General features: G+C 69.7%; 18 protein-coding genes and 2 pseudogenes. 6 read left to right on the top strand and 14 right to left on the bottom strand.

Annotated elements, in window-relative coordinates; genetic code table 11:
* Position 1 precedes the first annotated feature (1 nt).
* The 3 genes from ACQPYK_RS30095 to ACQPYK_RS30085 all read right to left on the bottom strand — a co-directional run bounded on the left by ACQPYK_RS30095 (position 2) and on the right by ACQPYK_RS30085 (position 3,480).
* On the bottom strand, positions 2-943 hold the full coding sequence (locus ACQPYK_RS30095; protein ID WP_433238049.1) for a carbohydrate ABC transporter permease: 942 nt from the start codon (positions 941-943) through the stop codon (positions 2-4).
* Complete coding sequence (locus ACQPYK_RS30090; RefSeq protein ID WP_433238046.1) at positions 940-2,229, bottom strand: ABC transporter substrate-binding protein; 1,290 nt, start codon at positions 2,227-2,229, stop codon at positions 940-942. The genes ACQPYK_RS30095 and ACQPYK_RS30090 overlap by 4 nt, the downstream gene beginning before the upstream one ends.
* 81 nt (positions 2,230-2,310) lie before the next feature.
* Positions 2,311-3,480 carry a trans-sulfuration enzyme family protein gene (locus ACQPYK_RS30085; protein ID WP_433238043.1) on the bottom strand — a complete coding sequence of 390 codons (1,170 nt, stop codon included), beginning with the start codon at positions 3,478-3,480 and terminating at the stop codon, positions 2,311-2,313.
* A gap of 61 nt (positions 3,481-3,541) precedes the next feature.
* On the opposite strand from ACQPYK_RS30085, the gene ACQPYK_RS30080 reads away from it, so the two are divergent.
* The gene (locus ACQPYK_RS30080) at positions 3,542-4,555 is read left to right on the top strand and encodes a LacI family DNA-binding transcriptional regulator (protein WP_433238040.1); all 1,014 of its coding nucleotides are present in this window, start codon (positions 3,542-3,544) and stop codon (positions 4,553-4,555) included.
* Positions 4,556-4,743: 188 nt separating this feature from the next.
* Here ACQPYK_RS30080 and ACQPYK_RS30075 read toward each other — a convergent pair.
* Both ACQPYK_RS30075 and ACQPYK_RS30070 read right to left on the bottom strand, forming a co-directional pair.
* Positions 4,744-5,124, bottom strand: a pseudogene (locus ACQPYK_RS30075) (transposase); the annotation flags it as partial.
* Between the two features lie 97 nt (positions 5,125-5,221).
* Positions 5,222-5,518, bottom strand: a pseudogene (locus tag ACQPYK_RS30070) (tyrosine-type recombinase/integrase); the annotation flags it as partial.
* 398 nt (positions 5,519-5,916) lie between these two features.
* On the opposite strand from ACQPYK_RS30070, the gene ACQPYK_RS30065 reads away from it, so the two are divergent.
* On the top strand, positions 5,917-8,019 hold the full coding sequence (locus tag ACQPYK_RS30065) for a sensor histidine kinase (RefSeq protein WP_433238037.1): 2,103 nt from the start codon (positions 5,917-5,919) through the stop codon (positions 8,017-8,019).
* On the opposite strand, the gene ACQPYK_RS30060 is transcribed toward ACQPYK_RS30065, so the two are convergent.
* Together ACQPYK_RS30060 and ACQPYK_RS30055 are read right to left on the bottom strand one after the other, a co-directional pair.
* Positions 8,016-8,621 carry a response regulator gene (locus tag ACQPYK_RS30060; protein WP_433238034.1) on the bottom strand — a complete coding sequence of 202 codons (606 nt, stop codon included), beginning with the start codon at positions 8,619-8,621 and terminating at the stop codon, positions 8,016-8,018. The genes ACQPYK_RS30065 and ACQPYK_RS30060 overlap by 4 nt on opposite strands.
* A gap of 215 nt (positions 8,622-8,836) precedes the next feature.
* The gene (locus ACQPYK_RS30055) at positions 8,837-9,022 is read right to left on the bottom strand and encodes a hypothetical protein (RefSeq protein WP_433238031.1); all 186 of its coding nucleotides are present in this window, start codon (positions 9,020-9,022) and stop codon (positions 8,837-8,839) included.
* A 115-nt stretch (positions 9,023-9,137) separates the two neighbouring features.
* Here ACQPYK_RS30055 and ACQPYK_RS30050 point away from each other — a divergent pair, with 115 nt between their 5' ends.
* Together ACQPYK_RS30050 and ACQPYK_RS30045 are read left to right on the top strand one after the other, a co-directional pair.
* Entirely contained in the window at positions 9,138-9,881 is a 744-nt protein-coding gene (locus ACQPYK_RS30050) for a phosphotransferase (RefSeq protein ID WP_433238028.1), read from the top strand.
* Positions 9,869-10,348, top strand: coding sequence for a LuxR C-terminal-related transcriptional regulator (locus tag ACQPYK_RS30045; protein WP_433238025.1), 480 nt, complete (start codon positions 9,869-9,871; stop codon positions 10,346-10,348). Before ACQPYK_RS30050 ends, ACQPYK_RS30045 begins: the two co-directional genes overlap by 13 nt.
* A 100-nt stretch (positions 10,349-10,448) precedes the next feature.
* Here ACQPYK_RS30045 and ACQPYK_RS30040 read toward each other — a convergent pair whose 3' ends face one another.
* From ACQPYK_RS30040 to ACQPYK_RS30010, 7 genes are all read right to left on the bottom strand, one after another.
* Positions 10,449-11,081 carry a hypothetical protein gene (locus ACQPYK_RS30040; protein ID WP_433238022.1) on the bottom strand — a complete coding sequence of 211 codons (633 nt, stop codon included), beginning with the start codon at positions 11,079-11,081 and terminating at the stop codon, positions 10,449-10,451.
* Between the two features lie 39 nt (positions 11,082-11,120).
* Positions 11,121-14,900, bottom strand: coding sequence for a hypothetical protein (locus ACQPYK_RS30035; RefSeq protein WP_433238019.1), 3,780 nt, complete (start codon positions 14,898-14,900; stop codon positions 11,121-11,123).
* Positions 14,897-17,308: a hypothetical protein gene (locus ACQPYK_RS30030; RefSeq protein ID WP_433238016.1), complete on the bottom strand. Its 2,412-nt coding sequence runs from the start codon at positions 17,306-17,308 to the stop codon at positions 14,897-14,899. Before ACQPYK_RS30030 ends, ACQPYK_RS30035 begins: the two co-directional genes overlap by 4 nt.
* Complete coding sequence (locus ACQPYK_RS30025) at positions 17,305-21,228, bottom strand: DUF6603 domain-containing protein (protein WP_433238013.1); 3,924 nt, start codon at positions 21,226-21,228, stop codon at positions 17,305-17,307. Before ACQPYK_RS30025 ends, ACQPYK_RS30030 begins: the two co-directional genes overlap by 4 nt.
* An 87-nt stretch (positions 21,229-21,315) precedes the next feature.
* A complete protein-coding gene (locus ACQPYK_RS30020; RefSeq protein WP_433238010.1) occupies positions 21,316-22,107 on the bottom strand; it encodes a ribosome-inactivating family protein in 792 nt (263 codons plus the stop codon).
* Positions 22,108-22,403: 296 nt separating this feature from the next.
* The gene (locus ACQPYK_RS30015; protein ID WP_433238007.1) at positions 22,404-22,538 is read right to left on the bottom strand and encodes a hypothetical protein; all 135 of its coding nucleotides are present in this window, start codon (positions 22,536-22,538) and stop codon (positions 22,404-22,406) included.
* A 145-nt stretch (positions 22,539-22,683) separates the two neighbouring features.
* A complete protein-coding gene (locus tag ACQPYK_RS30010) occupies positions 22,684-23,112 on the bottom strand; it encodes a MarR family winged helix-turn-helix transcriptional regulator (protein ID WP_433238004.1) in 429 nt (142 codons plus the stop codon).
* Positions 23,113-23,360: 248 nt separating this feature from the next.
* Between ACQPYK_RS30010 and ACQPYK_RS30005 the strand changes: the two genes are divergently transcribed.
* Positions 23,361-24,392 carry an NADP-dependent oxidoreductase gene (locus ACQPYK_RS30005; protein ID WP_433238001.1) on the top strand — a complete coding sequence of 344 codons (1,032 nt, stop codon included), beginning with the start codon at positions 23,361-23,363 and terminating at the stop codon, positions 24,390-24,392.
* Positions 24,393-24,624: 232 nt separating this feature from the next.
* Entirely contained in the window at positions 24,625-26,913 is a 2,289-nt protein-coding gene (locus ACQPYK_RS30000; RefSeq protein WP_433237998.1) for a xanthine dehydrogenase family protein molybdopterin-binding subunit, read from the top strand.
* Positions 26,914-26,924 lie beyond the last annotated feature (11 nt).

Here is a 26,924-nt window from a genome sequence, read left to right as displayed (position 1 = left end):
GTCAGTCGCTCGCCTTCTCGAATCGGGTGGCGTTGAGATAGAAGACGCTGAACGACAGCAGCAGCCCGAGCACGAAGAAACCGACCGCGCCCGCCTTCCCGTAGTCGCCGTTCTGCACCTGCTCGATGAGGTAGGTCGTGGCGATGTGCGTGCTCCCGGCCGGGCCGCCGCCGGTCATCGAGTAGATGAGATCGGGGAAGTTGAGGATCCAGATGATCCGCAGCAGCACGATGAGCACCAGGGTGGTCCGGATCGCCGGCAGCGTCACGTGCACGAACTGCTTGACCCGGGAGGCTCCGTCGACGTCCGCCGCCTCGTACAGTGCCCGTGGCACCGACTGAAGGGCCGCGATGATCATGATGGCGAAGAACGTCACGCCGTACCAGACGTTGGCGATGATGATCGAGGCCATCGCCCACCCCGGCGAGGAGAGGAAGCCGATCGGCTCGTCGACCAGGCCGGCCTTGATCAGCAGGTCGTTGACGACGCCGAACTCGCCGTTGAACATCCAGCGCCACAGCAACCCGATGAGGAAGCCCGACATGGCCCAGGGGAAGAACACCCACGCCTGGTAGAGCCCGCGACCGCGGAAGTGCCGCCGCAGCAGCAGGGCCAGGCCGAAGCCGAGCACGAACTGGAAGGTCAGGGACACGACCACCCAGATCCCGGTGTTGCCGAGCGCGGTCCAGAATCGGTCGTCGGCGAGGACCGCGCGGAAGTTCTCCAGCCCGGCGAACGGCGTGGCCGTCAGGTCGAACAGGTTGTAGCGCTGGAACGCGATCACACCGCCCCGGACCATGGGGTAGTACGTGAACGCGGCGACGAACACGACCCCGGGCAGCAGACAGAGCGCGATGAACCGGGCTCGCCGCCCGTCGAAGGCCGGCCGGGCCGCGCGGGCGGCGGACCGCCCGCGCGAGCCGATTTCCCTGACCGCCGTCACGACGTCTTCTTCTTCGCCTGATCGGTCCAGAACGCGTCCCAGGCGCTGAGTACGTCCGCGACCGTCCTGTCACCGGTCAGCAGGGACTGGATGTCCTTGTCGGCGGCCTGCTGCCACTCGCTCCACCCCGGGTAGTCGACCGGCCGAACCGTGATCACCTGTTTGTCGTCCTGCTGGGCGTCCAGGTACGCCTTCCAGGCTCCCCCCGAGAACTGGGGGTCCTGCTGGGCGGCCGTGGCGATCGGGATGAGCGAGTTGCCCTTGGCGAACTTCGTACTCTGCGCGTCCCCGCTGAGGAACTCGACGAGCTTGACCGCCTCGGCCTTGTGCGTGCTGAAGGACGTCACGCCCCAGCCGGCGTATCCGACGGGCTGCAGCGCGTACCCACCAGGCCCCTTGGGGATCGGGATGGTGCTCCACCCGTCCTTCGCGATGCCGCTCTCCTGGACCGTCCTGATCACTTCAGGGTCCTGGATGAGCATGCCGGTGACGTTGGCCGTGAAGCCCTGCACCATCTCCGGGAAGCTCCACGAGACCGAGTCGGCGGGGGAAGCCTCCTTGAACAGGCTCAGGAACAGGTTCATGGCCTGCGCGGCCTCCGGCGTGGACCAGATCGTCTTGCCGTCCTTCAGAAAGAACGACCTGCCCGGGTCCACCTTGTCGCCGTTGAACGCGCTGACGATCAGGACGGCGTAGTCGAAGCCGCCCTTGCCGCCTCGGAAGGAGTAGCCGTAGCGCCGCCTGCCCTTGTCGGTCAACTTCTTGGCGGTGTCGTAGACCTCCTGCCACGTGGTGGGCGGCTGCGCGACGCCGGCCTCGCGCAGCCAGTCCGACCGGTAGAAGAGCACCTTCTCGTAGAAGCCGTAGGGGATGAGGTACGGCTTGCCGCCCACCTCGACCGCCTTCTTCCTGGCGAGTTCGGTCAGCCCGCTCCAGCCGGGCCAGCCCTGCACCGGGATCTCGGCCAGCCAGCCGTTGTTGGAGAACGCCTTGGCGGTGTAGTCGCGGACCTCCAGCACGTCGAGGTCCTTCTTGGTCTGCAGCACCTGGGTGATTTTCCGGTCGGCGTTCTCCAGGGGCGGCGAGACCAGCTCGACCTTGATCCCCGGGTTCTGCCGCTCGAAGTCGGCGAGCAGTTGCCTGATCAGCTTGGTGCGGTCCGGGCTGGTGAGGCTTTCGATCATGCGCAGCCGGACCGTGCCGGCGGTGTCGTCGGAACCGCAGCCGGCCGGTGCCATGACCAGCACACCGACCAGCGGGATGGCGAGCCTGCGGAGTCTTCTCATGGTCTCCCCAGAGATGGTCCATTGACAGCGCTGTCATAGCGCTGAATGACGGGGATGTTACATGGAGACGTCCGCGATTCGTCAAGATGTCTTCAGCGCCTCGGCGAGGTCGGCGATCAGTGTGTCGGCCTCCTCCAGTCCCACCGAGAGCCGGACCAACCCCAGCGGAATCCCCATCGTGGCCCGCAGGGACTCCCGCACGGTGAGCGCGGGCGCGATGACCAGGCTCTCGAATCCGCCCCACGAGACGCCGACGCGGAAGTGGCGCAGGGCATTCACGAAACGGGTCACCTCCGCGATCTCCTCGGTGTCCAGCTCGATGCTGAAGAGACCGGAGAAGCCGGTCATCTGCGCGCGGGCGAGCTCGTGTCCCGGATGACCTGGCAGGCCGGGATGGTTGACCGCGCGGACCGCCGGGTGCTCGGCGAGGAACTCCGCCACCCGCAGGCCGCGCTCCTGGTGCGCCGGCATGCGGACGGGCAGGGTACGCAGCCCCTTGATCGCCTTCGCCGCCTCGTGCGCCGACAGGGCGGCGCCGTACAACTGGTATTCGGTCAGCGCAATCGGCCGGATCAGCCGCGTGGAGCCCACCACGACGCCGCCGATCAGGTCGCTGTGGCCGCCGATGTACTTCGACAGCGCGTGCACGACCAGATCGACGCCCATGGTGAGCGGCTTCTGGAAGATCGGTGTCGCCCAGGTGTTGTCCATCACCGTGGTCAGACCCCGCTCACGCGCCCACCCGGTGAAGGCGCGGAGGTCGATGATCCCGAAGCGCATGTACGACGGCGACTCCAGGTATACCATTCGAGTCCGCGAGTTGACAGCGCTGTCAAGCACGTCAGGATTATCGGTGTGCACCGTCGTATGCGATACCCCGAACTTCTCCAGATAGCGGAGGAACTGGGTGGTCGGGCCGTAGATCGCTCCCACCACGATCACGTGGTCGCCCGCGGAGACCAGCGAGGAGATCGTCGCCGAGATGGCGCCCATCCCGGACCCGAAACACTTGGCCCGCTCCCCCCGTTCAAGCGCGGCGAGTTTGCGCTGGAGCAGGTCCACGGTGGGGTTCGTGCCGCGCGAGTAGACGTAGTTCTCGTCCTCGTCCGGCAGGCTCTCCGACAGCGCCTGCACCGTGGGAAAGGTGAACAGGGAGTTCTCGAAGACCGGCGGGTTCACCGCGCCCAGCATCCAGGGCTCGTCCTCGCCGTACCGGCCGCAGATCCAGTCATCGTTGATGTGTCCGTTCATGACTGCGCAAGGTACAACATGATCCGGGGAGCCCGCGCGGGCGATTCAGGAGAGGACGGGGATGAACCGCCGAAGAACCACCATGGCCGACGTCGCCCAGCACGCGGGGGTCAGCCTCAAGACGGTCTCCCGAGTGGTGAATCAGGAACCCCACGTGCGGCAGGACCTGGTGCGACGCGTCCAGGACGCGATCACCGCGCTGGGCTTCCGGCGCAACGAGGCCGCCAGCCGGCTGGCACGCGGCGATTCGGTCCTCACCCTGGGCCTGGTGATCGAGAACATCTCCAACGAGTTCTACTCACGCCTGGCCAAGGCCATCGAGACGGCCGCCTCGGCCCACGAGGCCCTGGTGGTGTTCGGCAGCTACGAGGAGCGGGCCGACCGCGAGATCATGCTCATCGACACGATGTACGGCAGGGGCGTCGACGCCATGGTCATCGTCCCCACCGCCGGGGATCACACCTGGCTGGCCGAATATCTCGCGAGCGGGCTCACCGCGGTGTTCGTCGACCGCGTGCCCGAGGGACTGCCCGACACGGACGCCGTGCTGCTCGACGCCGAGGCGGGTGGCCTGCTCGCCACCCGGCACCTGCTCGCCTACGGTCACCGGCGGATCGCCCTCATCTCGGACAACGACCCGTTGAGCTCGGTGCGCGCCCGGGCCGAGGGACACCGTACGGCACTGCGCGCCGCCGGAGTCGCCGTTGATCCGGCGCTGTGCGTGACCGGTGTGTTCGACCCCTGGCAGGTGGAGCAGGAGGTGCTGCGGCTGCTCGCGCTGCCCGACCCGCCGACCGCGTTCTTCATGACCAACAACAGGGCCGCGATCGGGCTCATACAGGCCCTGCGCAACTACCCGGGGCCGCGCCCGGCCTTCGTCGGATTCGACGATTTCGAGATGGCGGGGGTGTTCACGCCCGGGGTCACCGTGGTGCGCTACGACGTCACTCGCCTCGGCAGCATGGCGGTGGAGCTGCTGCTCGCCCGGGTGCGGGATCCGGGCCGCCCCCGGCAACGGGTGACCGTTCCGGTGGAGCTCGTCGTCCGAGGTTCGGGAGAGCTGCCACCGCCGTGAGAGACGTGCCGGTGGGTGTGAACGGTCATCGGTTCAGGCGCGCGAGGACCAGGTCGGTGAACCCGTTGGTCAGCAGGATGACCGCGATGGAGGTCAGCAGGATGCCGGCGATCCGGTCGAGGATCATGGCCCCCTGCGGGGAGATGCGGCATTCGACAGGGCCGGACAGGATCGGCCTGCTTAATCCTTGCCCGGGCAAAGACCTCGTGCTCAGCTCGGGGACGAAGGGTGAGGTAGCGGCCCTTTGACGATCGCGTGCAGTGCCGTTTCAGCAGACAGGGATTGCAGTCGCGAGCCGCGAACTTTACCCGGATCACCGGTGTTCCCCTGGAGCTGAGATCCGAGCGCCACACAACATTGGTTTTGCCCTGGGAACAGATCGCGGTCTGAGTGTCCCAGTCGATGGTGAAGTGAGTGTGAGCGGGTCGCCAGAGCAGCCGAACGAAGACGGTCCAGCATTGGCGACCTCGCGTAATCGGGTGTCGCCTATTCGATAGATCAGCACCTACATGGCGGCCGGTGGCGCATTGGTTAACGGCACCCCAACTTGTCCTCGGTTGCCGGAACACCGGGCCTTACGGACCTACGTGACTGCCCGTCGAGTGCCGGGATATCCCTGACGCCGGATTCGACGATGCCCACAGACTTGTCAAGACGCAGATAACATCACCAAATCGCTCCTTTGCCCCTCCTGGAGCGGGTGCCACCGGAATACGGTAGAAACGGGCCGCGGAGAGAAGTCCGGCCTGGTCGGTCTCGGCGGTGGGGATCGCGACGGGCTTGCCAGCGAGTGAGGGCGTCGGGTGAGACCCGGGTATAGCAGGCCAGGCTGGCGACAGAGGCATGGCCGGAGTAGGCCAGGAGCGTGCCGATGTTGGCGCCGTTCTCGGCGGCGTGGGTGAGCGCGGAGTGTCGTAGGGCGTGCAATGTCCAGCCGGGCGCGGCGGCGAGGTCTGCCAGACGATGATGTCGACCGCGCTGCCCTTGCGGATGACCCTGGCGCGTCGGTTGCGCCGGTCAAGGTCTTCGAGGTCCAGGCCGAGTACTTCGCGGGCGGCGGTCTCGTACAACATCGTCCACAGCGTCTTCTCCCGGAGCGGAGGGATCGCGGGTCAGGGGCACGCACGTCCCGCCCGGTGGCGACGAGCTGCTCGACGATCGAGCGGCCTACGGGCGTGGTGGCCGCGGCAACCAAGATGGTCATGATGCTCCGTTCCATACCTTTGCCGATGACGAAAGCGTGGCAAAAGGGGTGGACGGGGTGTCGGTGTCTATCGCACCGGTTCGTGCCCTCTGGTGTCTGAGTGGTGGCTGCTCATTGCATACGATTCGTGTGCAATTTGCACATCGGAAGGACTCCCGTGGCATTCTCCCGGCGCGACAGCCTTCCGCTTTGGCTCGCCAACGCGGCCCCCTTCGCGTGCCTGCTCGTCATCGCCGCGGCCCGGATCAGTTACCTGATCGGGAACAACGGGCTGTCGACTGCGGGACTCCTCATCGGCATCGCGCTGATCGTGGTGCTCATCGCCTCGACAGCCGCGGTCATCGGGGGCTGGGTGCCGCGCCGTCTGGCGAGCGGGCTGCTGGTGGGGCAGGCCGTGATCACCTTCCTCCCGTATGCGTTCATCCCCCGGCCCTGGGGGCCGATCAGCGGCCTGCTCCTCTACTCGATGGTGGCGCTGCTGCCGGCGGGCCGCCGGAAATGGGTGCTGATCGCACTCACGGTGCTCGGCGAGCCCGCGATCCGCATCGCCCTGTCTCCCGCTGACATGGTCAACATCCTCGTGGGTATGGTCGCCTTCAGCGCCAACACCGGGATCTGGCTGTTCGGGCTGAGCCGGATGCGGGACCTGATCAGGCGGGCTCATGCCGTACGCGAAGAGCTCGTGCCGCTCGAGGTCCTTGGTGAGCGGCTGCGCGCGGAGCGGGACCTGCGACAGGCGCTGGGCGCCGACCTGTCGTCGATCGATCTCTTGAGCCGTGGTGGCGCCGAGCCGGGCGAGATCGTCACGGTCGCGCGTCGCGCGCTGGCCGGCGCGCGCCGGGTGGCCGAGGGCTTCCGGTCACGGACCCCGCGCGATGAACTGGCGGCAGCGCGGTCGGTGCTGGCGGCGGCGGGTGTGGCGGTCCAGGTCCGCGGCATGCCGCCCGAGGGGACCGACCCGTCCTTCGGTACGGCGCTGCGGCTGATCGTCATGGCCCTGCTCGCCGGGCAGGTGAGCGAGTGCCGGATCGAGGTGGACGACACGGTACGGCTGCGCGTGAGCTGGACGGGCGAGGCCGACCTGGGCCGGATCCGCGGCCTGCGGCTGGGACCCGGGCCGGTCGCGGAACTGTGGGTTCCCGTCAGGCGGCGGGCCGAGGCCGAGGATGCGGCGAAGCTGGAGGTGCCCAGGCACTTCGCCTGGCGGATGCTGGCCCTGATGATCGCCTGCCACCTCGGGATGGCCTACACCAACTTCGCGTGGCAGGCGCGCAACCACCCGCCGTCCCCCTCGGCGGCCTGGCTGGTGGGCCTGTCGGTGATCACGACGCTCGTCGCCGCGCTGACGCTCTATCTCACGGCCCCGCGACCGGACGAGGGCGTCCCCCGGTGGTGGCGGTGGGCGCTGGGCCTGCAACTGGCGCTGCTCGTGGGGATCTTCCTGTCCGCCGGGCCCTACGCCGTCCTGACGTTGGCGGCCAATCTCATCGCGGGCGCCGTCGTGCTCAGGCTCCGCCCGCGCTGGTCGGCGCCGATCTTCACGGTGCTGGTGCTGCTGCCGGCGTTGTCGCGTGCTGAGCTCGCCACCGGCGTCAACGCCGTCTACTGGGCGACGGGCACGGTGGACAGCGCGCTCACGATCTACGCCTTCAACCGCATGCCCGTCCTGACCCGCCGTCTGCAACAGGCCCGCGCCGAACTGGCCAGGCTCGCCGTGGTCAGGGAGCGGCTGCGGGTGGCCAGGGACGTGCACGACCTGCTGGGCTTCCACCTGTCGGCGATCGCGCTCAAGGGCGAACTGGCCGAGCACCTGCCCGCCGACCAGCGCGCCGCCCAGCTGGCCGACGTCGCAGGGATCGCCGGGCGTGCCCTGGCTGACTTCAGGTCCATCACCGGCGAGCCCGCCGAGCTCGCGCTGGCCACCGAGATCGAGGCGGCCCGCTCGCTGCTGGAGGCCGCCGGAGTCAAGGTCCGCACCCGGGTGTCGGTGCCCGTCCCACCGTCCGCCGACCACCTGCTGGCCACCGTGCTGCGCGAGGCGATCACCAACGTCGTACGGCATGCGGATGCGCATGTCTGCGAGATCGAGCTGACAGCCGAGGGCGAGACCGTACGGCTGCGCGTGAGCAACGACGGTGCCCGCCAGACCCGCGAGGGCGGCTCGGGTCTGGCCAACCTCGCCTCCCGGGCTCGGGAGGCCGGAGGGGCCCTCCAGGCCAGGGCCGAGGGCGGGTGGTTCTCGCTGTCCGTGACGGTCTAGATCCAGCCCGCCTCACGCGCCAGGCGGATCGCGTCCACCCGGTTCCGTGCGGACAGCTTGGTGATCGCCGAGGCGAGGTAGTTGCGGACGGTGCCGTAGGACAGGTGCAGCTTCTCGGCGACGTCTCGGGGCTCGTGCCCGTCGGCGATCAGCCGCAGCACCTCGGCCTCCCGCTCGCCCAGCGGGCTGCCCGGGATGTCCAGGGCCGCGTACGCCAGCTGCGGGTCGATGACCCGGCCCCCGGCGGCCACGATCCGCACCGCGTCGATGAGTTGCCTGAGCGGGGTGTCCTTGAGCATGAAGCCCGCGACCCGCGCGGCCCCCGCCCGGCGCAGGTGACCAGGACGGCCGACGCCGGTCAGGACCAGGATCCGGCAGTCGGGCAGCGAGGCCTGCAGCCGGTCGGCCACCTCCAGTCCCGACATCTCGGGCATCTCGATATCGAGGATCGCCACGTCGGGCCGGTGCTCCAGCGCCGCCGCCTCGGCAGCCGTCCCGGTCGCCGAGGCGGCGACCACCTCGATGTCGTCCTGCAGATCCAGCAGGCCGACCAGCGCCTCCCGCAGGATGCGCTGGTCCTCCGCGACGAGCACGCGGATCATTCCCGCTCCCCCTCCCGACTGTGGTCAGCCGTGCCAGGCTAGCGCCAGCAGGACCGGCCGGTGGCCGCCGCTGGGCGGAGGGCATCGCGCGGGGACGCCGATGTGGGCCGACCCCCATACTCGGCAACGAGGAAGGCCAGAGTGGCTCTCGTCGTCACCGACGTAGCCAGCAGCCACAGCATGAAGTCCCGCGCATCGCCCAGGGTGGCGCGATGCTATGAAATCTCAATTGCGATGGGGAAACGCCACCAGCGCAGCAGGTCCATGCCGTAGGAGCGGGTCGCCGTCGCCGGGCTTCCCGACGCTCGCAGCTCCTTGAAGCACATCGCGGCCGCCGCGACCACCTGCCCGTCCGGAGCGATCAGCCGATACGGCTCCCACTTATCGCCTGTCTCCTCCATCCGACCTGGCCGTGGCATGACCAACGCCGATAGTCCCGGCTGCGGCTCTCCCGATCGACCATGCGGGGAAGGTAGCAGCGAGCCCATCTATATGGCTACTGACCTGCGGAAACTTGTGATTCAGTTCAGCCGGCGCGACGCCCTCACCGGCAGCCCCATCCCTATTGCTGGCCGATCCAGCCGCGACGTGCACGTGCTGCGGGAGCGCGCTGCCGCCCGAGCACTGCCGGCCAGCTCCCCCGCCTCTCGCCTGCTCTGGACGGCCGACGTCGCCGACTGGCACCTGCTCCTGTTCGAGCACGCGCCCGGCCAGCCCGCGGACCTGGCCCCCGGATCGCCGGACCTGCCCGCCGTGTTAGACGCGGTGACCGCCATCTCCGTCCCGTGCCCGTGGCCCGCCCCACCTGTGGCCGGAAAGATCCGCGGGCTCCTGCGCATAGCCGAGGAACTCCTGACCGACGCCCCCACTGAGCTCAGCCACTACGAGCCTCTCGTCAAGAGCCTGAACCTGGACGAGTTCGTCGGGGGGATGCTGCTCCATGCCGACCTGCACAAGGACAACCTGCTCGTCGACAGCGGGCGCGCGCGGATCGTCGACTGGTCGATGGCCTGCTCCGGTGCGGCCTGGGTCGACGTCGCGCTGCTCATCCCTCGACTGATCGACGCCGGCCACACGCCCGCCGAGGCTGAGCAGGTCGCCGCCCGGGTACCCACGTGGGGCTCGGCTCCTGCCGACGCCACCACCGCACTGGCAGCTGCCCGAGCGCTGTTCGCCGTCCGCATGGGGCAGATCGGCCCACCACATCCACGGGCACAGCGGGAGCGAACCGCCGCAGCATGCCGCGCATGGACGGGCTGACCGCGATCGGTGACCTTCTGGCCCTCGCCCCCGCACCGGCCGTGGTCGCGCTGACCACGTTCGACCTGGACGAATACCTGTTCGGCGCGCTGCAGGCGGGCGCGGTCGGGTTCTTGCTGAAGGAGAGCGACCCTGGCCTGATCCTCGATGCGGTATGGGTCGCCCACGAGGGGCAGGGGCTGGTGGACCCGCAGGTAACTCCCCGCCTGCTGCATCGCTTCGCGGCCACCTCCCCGCGCCCGGCCACCGACGAGATGAGCACGCTGACGCCACGCGAGACCGACGTACTGCGCCACCTGGCCACCGGAAACAGCAACGCCGAGATCGCCCAGGCCTTGGTCATCTCGCCCGGCACGGTCAAGGTCCACATCGAGCGGATCCTCGCCAAGCTCGGACTACGGACCCGCGTGCAGGCAGCCGTCTACGCCCACCGGCACGGACTCATCACCTGGGCAGACCTACCGTGACCGGAGCAGTGCCATTCGCTCGATCAACGCAAGGCGGATCGATCCCAACAGGACAGCTACACCTCGATCGATGCATCGCTCAGACTTCGATGACGCATGCTCAAGGTTGCATGTCACGGGACACCTGGCCGACAATCGCTGTCGCTACTCGCCTGTCGGCGGCGGTTCGCCGGCTGATCAGAAGATGCGGATGGGGAGCGCTGGGCCAGCGCCTATGCCGTTCGCGTAGCCACGCATCGAGCGCGTCCAGCGTCACCTGGTCGAGGTAGATGATCCACCGGCCGGTACTCCTCCTGATGGTGATGCGCCCCCGTGAGAGGTCGAGATCGGCCAGGGCCATCCCGCGGAGGTCGACCACCTGGATTCCGTAGAGCGCCACCGGTACCACGGCCAATCGGGCCACCGGGCTGTCCAGACGGTCGAGAAGGCCTGCGATCTGGTCGGACGGCAACGACACAGGCAAGGCCGGTCGGCGGGTGGTCGAGATCCCTCGGGTCGGGTTGACGAAGATCAGCCGCTCCTGTTTGAGTGCGCGGAAGATGCTCCGGAGTGCGACGATGAGCCGGTGTGCCTCCTCGCCGTGGTAGGGCTTCATCGTGGCGAGGACGTCCTCTCGGGTGATCTCCCGCAGGCTCGATACTCGGCTCTGCCATCCTTTCCGGATCGGCCCGCTCCCAGCGGCCACCACCTGGCAGAACACCAGCGAGCAGAGCTTCGACAACACCGCGTCCACGGGAAGCCTCCAAACGGGTGAGCGGAGCCGGGGTGCGGGCTACTGCTCCTGCTCCGGTTCGGTGAGCAGGCGGAGCCGGCCGTCTTCGAGGGTGGCGGGGCTGTCGGGGAACTGAGCGTCGGGCAGTGCCGGGGTCAGTTCGTACGGTGTCCAGGGGGCCTGCCCGGTTGCGGGGCGCAGCCATGACCAGGTGCCGTGTTTCTCGCCTGGCCGGGGGAAGGTGAGGGCTTGGGCGTGTTCGGTGGTCAGGACGGGGCCGAAGCGGAAGACGACCTGCAGATGCCGTAGCGCGTCGTCGACGTGCCGGGGTGGGACGGCGGCAGTGGCGGTGGGGGCGATGCCGCTGGTGGCGTGGACGGCGGCGCGCGGGTCCAGGAGCAGGAGCAGCCGGGTGGGGGCGGGGTCGTCGAAGGTCAATTGGAGGTAGTCGGTGTCCTGCGGGGTGGCGGGGCCGAGGGGGCCGATCTGTGTGGCGTAGTCCTGCCCGTCGTCGGGCGCGGTGACGCTGTGGAACCTGTCGAACCGGTAGCCGGTTGCGCCGTCGGCGGTGAAGTAGCCGATGAGGCCGTCGTCACGGGCGGCTTGGTCGCCGAGGCGGACCGCGAACCGGGAGGCGGTGAACACAGCCGGTGGCGGGTCGAGGGTGGCGGCCCAGCCGGTGTCGCCCAGGGGCGGTCCTTGGAGGGTCAGCCGCAGCTGTGCGGGGACGAGGGCCAGGGGACGTCCGATGAGGAGGGACAGGTTCTGGTCGGCGCGCTGGCCGAGCGGGTCGGCGGTCCACAGGGTGGCGTCGATGACGTCGAGGAAGGCGGTGAAGTTGGCTTGCGTGGCGAGGTTGGGAGAGCGGACCAGCCCCGCGACCAGGGGGGCGAGTGCCTCGAGCTGGTCCAAGGTGGTGAGGGTGCCGTCGGGCGGCGGCTCCCATTGGCCGGTGCGCTGCCCTTGGGAGCCGGTGAGCAGGCGGTAGGTGCCGAGCAGGCGGCCCGCGGGGTCGTACAGCAGCAGGCTGTGGTCGAGGTGGTTGGGAAGGATCCAGCCGCCGATGGGGCTCGGGTCGGCCGCGGTGCGGACGATGCGGGTGCCGTGTGATCCGTCGAGGAGCTCGAAGTCGAGTCGCGCGGGCTGGAGAGGGCGTGGCGGCAGTTGGACGACGGCTGCGATCGTGGGGGTGAGCGACGTCTCGGCGGCCAGAGCCGTGTCGACGATAAGGGGGAAGTTGCGGTAGTCGTGTAGTCCGCCGCTTTCGGTGTCGGGGCTGACGACGTCGAGGACGCGGCCGAACTTGTCGTAGAGGAAGAGCTCTTCGATGTGGATCTGCCCTTGCCGCATCTCGTGGAAGGGTGCGTCGGCGCCTCCGGGCAGGTACGGGGCGCTGGTGACGTGGCCCCGGTAACGGGCGGGCAGGCCGTCGTCGGTGGCGGCGTCGGAGTAGCCGGCCAGGTCGGCGATGTGCGGGTGGTCGGTGTCGTCGGTGGTGGGGCGGCGGAAGGCACGCATGTCGCGGGCGGCCAGCCGCTGGTTGAAGCCGGTGAGTTCCTGGGCGAGGAAGGCCCAGTCGCCGATCGCCGTCAGCCAGGCGTCGCATTGTGTGCGCTGGGCCTCGGTGCCGTGGTGGGCGATGAACTCTTTCAGCCGGGCGGCGAACAGGGAGCGCGGGTGCGGGCCGAGGCCGGAGATACCGGTGATGGTGACCTGGTCCACGGGTATGGCCGCGCCGGGCGTGTGGCGGTAGTCGGTGCCGTCGAAGATCCAGCAGCGCCGGGTGCCCGCCGCGTAGGGGATGTGGCGGTAGGCGACCTTCCACTCCATGAACAGCGGTTCCCAGGGCTGCGTCCAGGGCTCCAGGCCCAGCGCGGGCAGGGTGCCGGTGTAGTCGGAGGGGCGGTGGGCGGCGATGACGGCGCTGATCTCGCCGGTCGGCAGGCCTGTGGCGGCGGCCAGCGCGGGCGCGTTGCCCGGATCCAGCAGGAAGTACTCCGCGAGCAGGGCGGGGATCTCGGGCGGGAGTACGTCCAGACCCGGGATGGTGCGGGTCCGACCGCTGCCGGTGATCGTGGTGTCCGCGACCGTGATGGCGCTGACCAGGGGCGAGGGGCCGTCGCCGGTGAGCAGCCGTACGGGTAGCGGTTCATCGGGAACGGTGGTGTCGGCCGGTGGCAGGATGCCGGACAGGCTGACCACTGGGTCGCCTGCGTGCCAGTACGGGGCATTGGGGACGGCCTTGAGGGTGGCGCCCCCGGTGAGCCCGCGAGCTTCGGCGAAGGCGCTGATCCCGGCGAGGAACGCGTCGTGGTCGCCCTCGTAGGGACGGGTGTGGTCGGGCTGGGGGACCTTCGCGGCCAGCTCCCGCACCTGGGCGGTCATGGTGCGCACCGTGTGAGCGAGTGAGCCTTCCCGGTCGGGGTCCAATTCCTGCCGCATCCGGTCGGGGTCCGGCGCGTCGCCGGGACGCGGGGACACCGCGTCGGCCAGGCCGTACTTCAGCCACAGGGCGTTCAGCCGCCACTGCAGGGTGTACAGCTCACCGAGTTGGGTGTCGAGCCGGCGCTGGTCGTCGTTGAGGACGGCCAGCCAGGCGGGAGGGGTGAAGGAGGACGACGCTGTGTCTTCGGCAGCCGTGGCGCCGGGGTCCGGGGTGTCGGCGGGAGGCGGCGTCACGGTCCAGTGGTGGCCTCCAGCCGAGGCGCCGAACGAGGCGTCGTGGATGTGGCGGCGTACCCGGGCGTCGCCGCCTTTCTCGTCGGCGATGTCGAGGACGTTGTGCAGGAAGGTGCGCAGCAGTTGCAGGTCGGCGCCGGAGGGGGCTGCGCCGCCGGCGTGCAGGGTGCGGCCGGCGAGCGCGGTGAAGGCGTCTTCGGTGGAGTTGCCGATGGCGACGTTGAGTGCGCCGCTGTCCTGGATGGTGTCCAGGGGGTCGGGGGCGGGTGCCGAGGTGGCGTTCGGGTCCCAGGAGACGGTCAGGGCCGTGCCGCAGTACAGACTGCGGGTGGCGGGCGTGATCGCGCTGTCCTGCCCGGGCGTGCCGGTGAGGCGGTGGTCCTGCCAGCCGAGGTGGGCGAGGTGGTCGGCGTAGGAGGTGCCCGCCGGGAGGGTGGCGAGGATGTCGGCGCCGGGGTTGGAGTACCAGCCGATGACCTGGTATCCGAGCGTGTCGGCGGAGGTGACGTCGGACAGGTCGTCGAGGAAGGAGAAGACGTTGCTGTTGTGCGGGGTGTAGGTGGTGAAGTACGGGTCGCCGGTGGACATGGCGGTGACGAACAGGGGGACGTCTGCGGCTCGTTCCGTCCACGGGGCGGCGGTGTCGGTGAGCGGGAAGGCGAGCCCGATGAGGACCTGGGGGACGTCGGTCGTCATGGTGTTGCGGTAGGGGTCGGGGCTGGCCTGCCATGCGCGCAGGGTGGCGTCGGAGACCAGGTACGGGCTGGAGCGGTCGTAGGGGTGGCCCTCGTCGTAGGCGTGGTCGCTGTAGGGGCAGTCGCTTTCGATCACCCATGCCTTGGCCGGCCGGGTGGTAGTACCACTGAAACGGGTCACCAGCCACCGGTTGGGCACCAGCGGATATCGGACCTGCCCGGTCTGTGGGTCTTGGACGCCGTGGCGGAGGCCCCGGGGCACGGTCCAGTGCAGGTGCACGCCGGTGTGGTTGTGGGCTTGGTCGTTGCTCTGCCGGTCGCCTTCGTCCGGCTCGGGGCTCATGTAGTCGTCCAGCGCCTGGTAGTTGTGCTGCCAGGTACGGAAGCCGTCGCGGCCTTGCAAGGCGGTGTTGACCACGAGGGCGTCCAGGCCGACGGGGACGAGGAGGGTGGGGCGGGTGGTCATCGGCGGTCTCCGTCCGGGCCGGTGAAGTGGATGGCTTCGGGGACTTTGACCATCTGCATGGCCAGGTCGGCGGGGCCGATCGGGCCGACGGTGGTGCCGTGTGCGGTTTCCAGGGCGGCCTGGAGCGCGGGGATGAGCGAGCCGATGTCCAGGACCCGGCCGCTGGTGCCCGTCCTCAGATGGTCCAGGACGGGGAAGGTCACGTGGGTGCCGATCTGCTCGCCGAGCCGCAGGCCCGCAGGCGTGGTTGGCGGCAGCATGCTTCGCAGGAAGATCACGCCGTGGTCCTCGACGCCGAACCGGAAGCCTTCTTGGGGTTCGCGCAGTTCGACCATCGCGGGCAGGCCGTCGAACAGGCACAGCAGCACGGTGGGTGCCAGGTGGTCCATGCGCAACATCGGCAGCGGCGTACCGCTCGGGTCGACGGCGCGGACGGCCAGGTTCGGCCAGCCGGAGACCAGCGCCGAGCGCAGCAGCAGGCCGGAGACGGGCCGGGCGGTGCTGCCGAAACCGTCCCCGGTCTGCCCGGCGTCCCCGGTTTCATCAGTGGCGGGGCCGGGGTCGCCGGGTGCGGCACCATCGGGGTCCGGGTCGTTGGGTGCGGTGCCGCGGAGCGTGTCGCGGTGTGCGGCCGCCACCCGTGCCGCCGCAGCCCGGACGGTGGCGGCCACGAACCGGTCCTGGAGGGTGTCGCGGCTGGACTGGGCACCGACGCTCAAAGCGCCGGAGACCAGCGCGTCCAGCCAGCTCGGGTCGAGGTGGAAGAAACGCAGCGACTCTTTCGGCAGCAGCCGCTCGTCGGGCACCAGATGGGTGAACGGCACGGGGTAGAGCAACATGAGCCGCCCGAGCCACTGCGCGATGGGGGCGAAGTGTTCAGCGAGTCCGTCGCCGTCGGCCAGTGCCCTGGTCAGAGTGGCCCGGGTGGGGTCGGACCGCAGGAAGTCCTCCAGCGCCTGGGCCGGGTCGGCCGGTGGTGCGGCCGGCGCGGGCGGTGACCACGGGGTGTCGGGTCTGCCCGGTGGGGTGCCGAGGGCGGTGAGCAGGTCGCCGTCGAGGAGTGCGCCGAACGCGGTCCGCGCGGTCCGCGGCCCGTCGCCGTCTGGCGGCAGGTGGTTGCTGGTGGCCTGGTGGTAGAGGGTGTCGACCAGGTGCCGGGCGGCGTGTTTGAACGCGAGCAGGTGCTGGCCGAAGGCGGTATCGGCCACGGCGAGCGCCCGGCCGGTCTCGAACGCGGTGGCCAGCGACACATCGAAGCCGCCCCAGGCCGGGTCGTAGCCGAGGAGCGCGTCGGCGGTGGTGGCCTGCGCCGCCCGGGCGGTGGCCACAGGCATGACGGGGGTGAGCGGGCCCCGGTACCAGCCGTAGGTGGACTCGCCCGAGCGGGTCAGGTACGGCAGCGGCACGTACCCGTCGCCGAGCCGCCGCGCCACCTGCCGCTGGGGGGCCGGGGTGGCGTCGCTGTCGGAGTAGGGGGAGGCCAGCCGCAGCCACATCTGCTCGCGGCCGGCCTGAACGCCGTCCGGGGTGCGGGTGAGCCCTTCGGCCAGATCGGCGAAGTCGGCCTGCAGGTCGGGGTAGGCCCAGAACGACCAACTGGCAACCGACAGCAGCGCCACCGACGTACGGCCCTGGAAGTTCGGGTCGTCCACGAGGATCTTCTCGTGGCCCTCCAGGGAGACCAGGTGCACGATGTTCTTGGTCGCGATGGTGGAGCCGGGCGGGGCGTCGGCCGGGAAACGGCCCGCCACGACGACGGCGAACAGCCCGTCCTCCTGGAGGCCGAGGATGGGCCGGTCTCCGGTGTTGGCGCCCCGGCAGTGCGCCAGGAACCGCAACTCGTCCAGACGGGGCGCCACCGCATGGAACTCTTCGGCGGCGACCTGGATGTAGGTGCAGGGATCGGCGTCGCCGATGTCGGCTTCCACCTTCAGCTCGGGTTTGAGCACGGCCGCGTCGGAAGCCCGGAACTCGCCGACCGTGCCGGAGATCGTACGGGTCGGGGCGTCCGTGCCGCCGACGAGCTGGTCGTCGGTCAGCACCAGCAGCGCCAGCCACGGGGTGCCGGGCGGGGCGCCCTCCATCGCGCGTTCCCACGGCAGCATGGGATCGCCGAGCACCACGTGGGGCAGCACCTCGGCGAAGCGGCCGCTGGAGGCGTCCGGCGGCTGCCTGGCGACCACCGCGCCCGCGTCGATCGCGACCTGTGGGCCGCGGACGGTGAAGTTCTGGGCGGCGGTGAAGGTGTCGCCGACGACGGGGGCGTTGTCGTCCTGGCCGGTCCGCAGGGCGTGGGTGACCTCGACGCGGTAGTCACCCGCGGGCAGGGCGGGCAGGTAGTCGTCGTGCAGCTCGATGTCGCCGAGGGGGATCGTGTCGCGGGCGGGGTGCTGCGGGCTCGGGCTCACGTCCGGCTCCCTGCGTCCTGGGTCATGGGTGCCTGGCTGAACAGGTGGCCGGCGCCTTGCGCCAGGCCGGCCAGGGTGTCATTGGAGCCGGTGAACAGTTTGGCCTCAGCCAGGGCCGCGTACACCTGGTCGCGGCCGTCCTTGGCGTCCCCGCGGTCGGCACGGCCGATGAGGTCCACGCACGACGGGTCGGCGGCGGAGACGAAGTCGTGATTGGCGGCTGGGTGCTGGGGCAGCGGCGACAGGCCCGGCGGCAGCTCGTCCTCGCTGTACTCGCTGAGCGGGAAGACCCCGCGCGAGGGGGCCAGCGACGGTCGCGGTGCCTGGACGTCGAACCCGACCGGCCGGTCGGGGACCACCTCGGCGCTGGGTGACTGGTCCGACTGCGGGGCGCCCCACAGCGACGCGGGCAGGTTCCGGGTGCGGGGCGTCAGCGTCCAGCCCTCGGTCGGCGCGAGCGCGTTCTGGTAGTACAGCTTCAGGCGATGCTCACCGACCAGGCCGCCGCGTTTCATCGGGCGCACATCGACGAGGGGCCCATCACCGGCCTGCGGCGCGGACAGCGGCGCCTTCCCTGTTCGCAGATGGCTGGCCGGGATGGCGGCCTGGGTGAACAAGCGCAGGTCACGGGCGCGGACCAGCCACACCTTGCCGCCGTGGCGGGCATCGTCGACGCTCTTGTCCAGGCCGCTGACCGGCGCGATGGTGACGACGTCCTCCGGTTTCGGCAGCATGCCGGCGAACTCCGGCCATTGCAGTGTCCTGGTCCCGGCCACCGAGCGCCCGGGGCCGAAGCTGATCGTCTTGGAGAAGCACGCGAAGTGCGCGGTGACCGACCCGCCGGTCGGTGGCCCCCACAACTCCAGCTCGGCACCGACCGACACCTGGATGGTCTTGTGCACGAACCAGACGTCGACCTGGTAGGAGGCGCCGATGCTCACCGAGATGCTCGCGGTGAAGTGGAACGGCCGCCATGACAGCAGCAGGTCCGCCTGAGCGGTGAACCACGCCCGGAAGCCACCCGTGTGGAAGACGACCTCGAGCCGTCCGCCCGCCATCGCGCACGACGGCGTCACCGCCAGATACCCCTGCGCCTTGACCGACACGTTGCTGCTGACCGCCCAGTCGATGCCCAGCCGCGGCACCCGCGGGTAGGAGGCGGGCGGCTGGAACGCCGGATGGTAGCCGCCGAGGGTGACCACGAACTGCCCGGCGTTCGGGCTCGGCCCGAACCACATCGCGCAGGCGAACCCTCCGGTGAGGTGGCAGGCGGGCGTCAGCACATACGAGGCCGGCGACAGCTGAGCGGCCACCTCGACGCTGCCGTGGGCAGGCCGGATGACGGCTTCCAGGCCCAGCTCGGCATAGACGTAGGTGCGGGGGGACTCGGCGGGCAGCGGCAGCTGCAGAGTCGCGATCCCCAGCACGGCCAGCGCCAGTTCCTGACCGAACTCCGCGGCCAGCAACACCTTGGCGTTCACCACCTCGGCCGCGCTGAACTCCACCCCCAAAGCCAGCCAGTACGAGCCCTGCCGCGGGGCGATCCACTGCCGCGCCCGGCCCCCGCGGACGGCCGGTTGCTGCCCCTCCAGCACCTTCAGCACCTGCGAAGGATCGCCCTGGTCCGCCTCCGGCCCCTGCTTGTTCAACACCAGCAGCGGGAAGCCGGTCACCTCCGCGGCGGAGGGCAGGGCCAGCTCCCGGTTGAAGCCGAACCCGGCCATCAGCCCGGTGATCAGGATCGGCGGCAGCTCCAACAGCGGCCCCTCCAGCTGGGCGAACACGAACAGCGAGGGCTCGCCACTGTCCAACTGCGCATAGGAGCCGACAGCCGCCAGCGAGAAGTTCGGCAGGGCGATCGTCGCCGCGCCGTCGTACTGGAACGCCACATCGGGGGCGAGCCGGCTGGCGGGCAGATGCAGCAGGGCACCGGCGATCTCCACCGGAGCAGCGCTGTAGCCGATGCCGAGACCGTCCAGGTTGAACGTCGGCTCGAACCTGTCCAACGGCGATCCCACCGCCAGCCCGTCCAGCGACAGGGACAGCGGCCCCAAAGCAACCGAGACGTCCAGCGCGAAGAACAGCACGTTGTGCTGGTACATCACGCCCACCCGGTTGATCTGGACGACACCGAGCTTCTTCTGCACCGATATCCACTGGACGGTGGAGGCCTGCGCGCCGGACGTCCCGGACGGCGAGTCCTGCGCAGTGGGGCTGCCACGGTCCGGGACGGCGGGGGTGTTGGGCTGCCCGCCCCCTGGAGAGGCGGGAGCTCCCGCAGCCGGCACACCGAGGGCGACCGGTGTGGTCTCGCTTCCGATTCGCAGCTCCGCCAGGGCCGCCACGCCCGTCTTCAGCCCGGCCGCCGGCAGCGGCACCACCCCGCGCAACAGCCCGTTGACCACACCGACCGCCTCGGGGGCGATGTCACCGGAGCTGTAGAGGACCTGCAGGTTCTGCACGCTCAACGTCCCCACCGACGACAGGAACCCGCCCACCAGGGGAAGCTGGGAAAGGTCGATGTCCGCCGACAGGTCGACACCCAAGCAGAACCGTGCCGGGCCCTTCGCGGGCTTCACCCGGACGAACTTGGCGTCCTTCAGCCCGATCCGCAGACTGTCGGGAACATCCGCCGCCAAGTCGGCCGACAGGTGCGCCACCCAGTCGCGCAGCACGATCTCGATACCCCCGTCGGGACCGTGGAAGGTGGCGGCGAACACCTCGATGCCCGACCCGTCCTTGTCGAAGACGACATCGAATTCGAAGCCGTCGACCTCCAGCGTTCCGGTGTATCGCGTCCCTGAATCATCCCGGGTGGCCGTCACACCGAGCGAGGCACGGATCCCGTCCGCGATCGTCATGTCGCCCTGGAACAGGGCCTCGTAGCCGCCGCCGGAGCCGGTGGTGTGGGAGAACCACAACCCGGTCAGTTCCAGGCTCTTGACCGGCTCGGGCACATCCGTCAAGCCCAGCGCCGTGATCACCTCTGCCACGCCGAGGTCCTCACCGGCCGCGAGGCCGCCCTGGAAGGTCCAGCCTCCCGTCGCGCCGCCGCTCATGGCCGCAAGGACATCGATGCCGAGGGAGCCGATCTTCGCGGTGCCCGCGACGGTGGCGACGAACTCGCCCTCGTCGTACGACAGGTTCACCGACAAAGAAGTGATCGCGAAGTGCTCGATCCGCCACAGGCCGGTGACCTTCATCCGCAGGATGTAGGCGTCCCCGAGTGCGGCGGCGAACGACAGGTCGCTGACGGACAGCTCGGAGGGCAACTCACCCGCAGGTATGCCGAACGACTCCAGCAATGACCCGACACCGAGCGGCTTGTCTCCGCGCACCCGACCGGTGACACGCAGATCGGGAAGCCACACGGCGACCTGGAGAGGCAGGGTCTTGATGTCCAGGTCGGCCACCACCGCCACGGACGTCACCGTGTAGACGGCTTGCTGTCCCTTCGCCAGGCGGTAGTCGAAACCGGCGATGTCCCCGAGATCGAATCCGAACTCGCGCAGCCCCTCCTGCGCGCTCTGCCACACGTCCCCGCCGAAACGCTCACCCAAGTCCTCCAGCGCGGTGGCGAAAGCTCCCGGCCGGGTCGGCCGCACGGCAGCGGTCAACTGCGCGGATCCGGCTGTGGTCACCGTCGAGGTCACCTCGACCTTGTCGAAGGTTCCACCGAGGGTGAGAGTGACCGCGCCCCGGCTCGTCACCGTCACCGTCACACCCGTCGCCGCGACGGTCGCGCTCGCACCGGCAGGCCAGGCGAAGGACACGCACGTCAGCGACAGCGACAACGTCGTACGCCCCGCATCCAACTGCGGCTGCCCCGAACCGGACGCCCCTTGACAGACGCCGTTCGGGAACGTGCCAAGCATGTCGCGCAACCGTTCGGGCAATGCGGCGTCCGCGGCGCTCAGCATCGGCCGATCACCCAGACCAAGGACGTGCGCGCGCAGAGCATCAAGATCCGCGCTGTTGTCTCCGCCGGATTCTCGTCCCTCCACGACTCACTGCCCGCCTCTCGGATCGGTGTTCGATGAGCTGATGTTGTCGCCGAGTTTCACTCCGTCGCCGATGGCGGCCACGGCCTGCTTCGTAGTCACGTCCTCTGCCGTGCCGGGCCATTTCAACGTGTCCCCGCCGTTGTTCGCCTTCCTGGAGAACTTGTCCCATTTAGCGACCACATCGTTGAAGCAGCCGATCTCGCATGTGCCTACGGTGCGCCGCTTCGACTGATTCCAGGGAGAAACCCAGGCGCGCCGGAAGGAGTCGCAGTAAGCGCCGAACCGGGCCATCTCCGAAGTCATTCTGACGATCACGTCGAAGTCTCTCTGGAGATTCTTCGGCTTTTGCGCGTCCCCGCCTTTCCGGTTGTGCAGATGGTCGTAGAGCTGCTGCAGTGAACTTTGCATTTGCTCCCGGCTCAGCTTCACCTCCTTCACGAGTTCGCCGTATCGAATGTCGATGACCTGGCTCGTGTTGATCCGGGTCACCAACTGGGGGCGGGGTGTGTCATTTGGGCCGACCCCTATGTATTCGGCGGGAGCATCGTTGATCGTCCATCCGACGAGATAGAGGTCTTCCTTCTTGAAGTACAGCTGGATGGATTTCCCGCCCGGCAGCCTGATGTCAACACGCATGAAATTGAGGTTGGGAACCTGTGGGCGCTCTTGATAGGTGGCGAACCTGGCCCGCAGAAATTCCACCAGAACACGAAAGCCTTCCTTGCCGGACGCATCGTCGTAATCGAAGCCAAGCGCCCTTTTCCCTCTGAGAATATCGTCATTAGCAAGGACCACCGGTCAACCCCTCCCGTCGACCTCAAGATCGATCTGCTGACAGTCGTATACTCTCCTGCATCACACACACATGCAATACGGGCATGCTGCTGTAATACAGGCATGCTGATATTTTTCGCCGAAACGTGTTATGGCTTACGGAAACCGGCCAACGGGTCCGACAGCCTCTGATCAGTGACCCTTTGCCTTCTGAGGAGTTCGCCCCAGCGTTTTGACACCATCCGTCAGGTGGCGAGCAGGGCTCCACGAATGCGCCCGCCGCATCTCCCGCTATCGCGCCAGGCCGTTCCGCACATTCAGAGTGTCGGGATGGTGTACCGAGGCTGGGCTGCCCCCTCGGCATCGTCGCCGCCCTCCGCGGGCAGACCGAGGCGGGCGTCAGCTTCCTCCTCGTCCCAGTGGGCGCGGAGGAACGCGATCAGCTCATCCATGGGGTTGAGCCATGCCGGAGCCCGCACGTTTCTCCCCGCGCTCCCATTGCGAAGCCCTGTCCTGGATCGCCCCATGCGAGAACAGCCCGGCCGAGGTCGTCCGGCAATACGTAGAAGGTGTGAGGAGATCGCCCTACTGAGGACGTCAGCGGGAGAGCAGGTCGCCCAGGCGCTCCAGCAGGGGGAGCAGGGCGGTGCGCTCGGCGGGGGTCAGGCCTTCCAGCGCTGCGTGGACGGTGCGCATCGCGGAGCGGAGACGCAGGGCCAGCTCCCTTCCCTCGGCGGTGGCGGTGACCACCTTGCTGCGGCGGTCCTCGGCGGAGGGGGAGCGCCGGACCAGGCCGCGGGCCTCCATGCGGGCGATGAGCCCGGTGGCGTTGGAGGCGTCGCACACGAGGTGGTCGGCGAGGGCGCTCATCGACAGCGGCTCGCGCAGCGCGATGAGCGCGCGGGCCTGCGCACTGCTCAGGCCATGGCTCGCGGCGACGGCGGTGAGGGCGTCGTAGTAGCTGCGAACCACGCGTGCCAACGGTTCCAGCAGGTCACCGGCGGTCGGCGAGGCGATCTCTGGCATGCCGCCAGCCTACCAATTATTTGACATCATCAAGGATCGAGGGTTTCATGAGCCTAATTGTTTGACTATCTCAAGCATTTCCCGGTCCCGTTCCAAGCGTGACGGCACCGTCGCGAGCCGGCCCCTGGGGGCTTCGCAGGTCCGCTGCTCTGGGCGCGGTCACGTCCGCACGGGACTCCACCCGTCACCGTCCGGGCCCGGGAACCGACGTCGCCGCGCTCCGGCGCGGCGGAAGGAGACAACGGCCCATGACCACCACGCCCGTCACCAGCCGCGAATGGCACCTGGTCAGGCGTCCCGTCGGCGTGCCCACGGCCGAGGATTTCGCCCTGCGCGAGGTCGAGCCGGCCGAGCCCCGATCCGGCCAGATCCTGGTGCGCAACCTTCGCCTGTCGGTCGACCCGTACATGCGGGGCCGGATGAACGACGTGAAGTCCTACGTGCCGCCGTTCCGGCTCGACCACCCCATGGACGGCGGTGCGGTCGGCGTGGTCGTCGCCACCGGTGACGCGCCGGAGGCCGGTGGCCTCGCCGTCGGCGACCATGTCCTGCACGGGCTCGGCTGGCGCGAGTACGCGCTGGTGGAGAGCAGGCATGCGGTGAAGGTCGACCCGGAGCGGGCGCCGCTGAGCGCCTACCTCGGCGTGCTCGGCATGCCGGGCCTGACGGCGTACGCCGGTCTGCTGCGCGTCGCGGAGTTCAAGGAAGGCGAGACCGTCTTCGTCTCCGGCGCGGCCGGCGCGGTCGGCAGCCAGGTCGGCCAGATCGCCAAGCTCAAGGGCGCCTCGCGGGTCATCGGCAGCGCCGGCTCCGATGAGAAGGTCAGGCTCCTGCTGGAGGAGTACGGCTTCGACGCCGCCTTCAACTACCGCAACGGCCCGGTGGCCGAGCAGCTCGCCCAGGCCGCGCCCGACGGCATCGACGTCTACTTCGACAACGTCGGCGGCGACCACCTGGAGGCCGCGATCTCCTCCCTCAACCTCCACGGCCGCGCCGCCATCTGCGGGATGATCGCGCAGTACAACGCGACCGAGCCCACGCCGGCCCCGCGCAACCTCGCGCTGGTCATCGGCAAGCGCCTCACCCTGCGCGGCCTGCTCGTCAACGACCACCGCGATCTGCAGCAGCAGTTCGCCGAGGAGGTCGGCGGCTGGGTCGCCGAGGGCCGGTTGCGCTACCACGAGACCCTCGTCGAGGGCATCGAGAACAACGTCGAGGCCTTCCTCGGGCTGCTGCGGGGCGACAACACCGGCAAGATGGTGGTCGCCCTGCCCGGATGAGCGCCGGACGAGCCGCGCTCCCCGCATCTCGGCCCCGGCGTCCCTGTCTCCGGTGCAGAGCCCGTGGCCGGGCGGGTTTCTTCCCGACAGGGTCGCCGCCCGCGCGAAGCACGGACTCCCTGACAACGGCTGACGGATCGCCGGGAGACCGGCGAGGAACCGTCTGCCGATCGCGCAGCCGTACGGCACGGCGCTCTTGGCGCGGAGCGTGGCGGCACTCACAATCAGGGCCATGAGCGATGGTCATCCGTACGTCGGCGCCCGGACTCCCCGCCGCGAGGACTCCCGGCTGCTGGCCGGACGCGGGAGATTCGTGGGCGACGTCCGCCTGCCCGGTATGGTGCACGCGGTGGTCGTCCGCAGCCCCCTGGCGCACGGGCGGGTGACGCGGTGCGACGCCAAGGCCGCCCGCGCGGCCGACGGGGTGCTGGACGTCATCACCGCCAAGGACGCGGCCACGGTCCGGCTGCCATGCGTGTCCCTGGCCCCGGGACAGCGGGAGAACTCCTACCGGGTGCTGGAGGAGGCGATCCGCTATGCCGGTCAGCCGCTCGCCGTCGTGGTGGCGCTGACCCCGCAGGCCGCTCACGACGCGGCCGGGCTGATCGGCTTCACGTTCGACGAGTTGCCCGCCGTGATCGGAGTGGAGGCGGCCCTCGGAAGCGAGGCCGCGCTGCTGTATCCCGCCTGGGGCACCAACCTGGTCACCGACTTCGAGATCGGGGACACCGACTGCGAGGAGGCGATCGCGGGCGCGGTCCACGTCGTGGACATGACGTTCCGGCTCGGCAGGGCGGCGCCCAGCCCCATCGAGCCACGCGGGATCGTGGCGTCCTACGCCGAGGAGACGCTGACGGTCTGGGCCGCCACCCAGGCCCCCCATCACGTGCGCGACCACGCCGCCGAGGCTCTCGGGCTCTCCCACCATCGCGTGCGCGTCATCGGATGCGACGTCGGGGGAGGGTTCGGCGCCAAGGAGCACCTCTACCCCGACGAGGCGCTGGTCTGCCTGGCCGCGATCCGCCTCGGCCGCCCCGTGACGTGGACCGAGTCGCGCGCCGACCACCTCGCCGCCACGCTCTCCGCCCGTGACGCCGTGCACCGGGGCCGGCTGGCGCTCGACGCCGACGGCCGTTTCGTCGCGTTGCACTGCGACATCCTCGGCGATCTCGGCGCCCACCCGTCGAACGTCGGCACCTCTCCGATCTCGGTGTCGGCCATCATGCTGCCCGGGCCGTACCGTTTCGACCGGGCGGGAGCACGCGTGCGCGCCGCCGTCACGACCACCACGCCGACCGGCTCCTATCGGGGATTCGGCCAGCCCGAGGTGACCTGGACCAGGGAGCGGCTGATCGACGAGGCGGCGCGGCGGCTGGGACTCGACCCCGTCGAGACGCGGCTGCGCAACATGATCGGTCCCGAGGAACTGCCCTGCACGACCCGCACCTGGCAGGCCTACGACTCGGGCGACTACCCCGCCGCCCTGCGCACGCTGCGCGAGCTCGTCCGCGTCCGCCCCTCACAAGACGGGCGCAGGCGCGGTGTGGGGTTCTCCTGCCACGTGGAGGCCACCGGCCTGGGACCGTCCATGGGGATGAAGGCCGCCGGCCAGGCCGCCGGCGGCTTCGAGACGGCGGTCGTGCGGATGGACCTCGACGCCTCGGTCGTCGTGCACGCCGGGGTGGCGGGCATGGGACAGGGCATCGAGACCACGCTCGCCCAACTGGCCGCCGACCGGGTGGGCGTGCCGCTGGAGCGGGTCCACGTGGTGCTCGGGGACACCTCCGCCACGCCGTACTCCTCTATCGGCTCCATCGCGAGTCGTTCTCTCGTGGTCGGCGGCGGAGCGCTGAACCGGGCCGCGGACCTGCTGCGGGACAGGATCGTGGCCATCGCCGCCCACCAGCTGGAGGTGGCGCCGGAGGACCTGGAGATCGCGGACGACGCCGTGCGGGTGAAGGGCGACCCCGGGGCGCGCAGGACCCTGCGGGAGATCGCCACCTCGGCCTGGCGCGGCTGGGACCTGCCCGAAGGCATGTCACCGGGCCTGGAGGAGCGGGTCACCCACGACCCCAGCGCCTACACCTACGCCTACGGCGCCCACGCGGCGGCCGTGGCCGTCGACGAGGAGACCGGAGCGGTCGAGGTCGAGGGTTACTGGGTGGTCGGCGACTCCGGCGTGCTCGTCAACCCGGCGATCGTCGAAGGCCAGCTGCGGGGCGGGATCGCGCAGGGGATCGGCATGGCTCTGACCGAGGAGGTCGTCTACTCTCCGGACGGGCAGCCGCTGGCGGACTACCTCCTGCCGACGACGCGGGAGATCCCGGAGATCGGCGTCGTGCTGATGGAGACCCCTTCCCCCATCACACCCGGCGGCATGAAGGGGGCCGGCGAGGCGGGCACGATCGGCCCGCCCGCGGCCATCGGCAACGCGGTGGCCGCGGCGCTGCCCGAGATCGCCGGCCGGATCACCGCCACCCCGATGACTCCGCAGGCCGTGTGGTCGCTACTGAACGGCTGACCGCTGTACGG

Source organism: Streptosporangium sp. CA-135522 (assembly GCF_050949235.1).
Classification (GTDB): domain Bacteria; phylum Actinomycetota; class Actinomycetes; order Streptosporangiales; family Streptosporangiaceae; genus Streptosporangium.
Note: the sequence above shows the minus strand (reverse complement) of the source record. Positions and strands in the feature narration are given on the sequence as shown.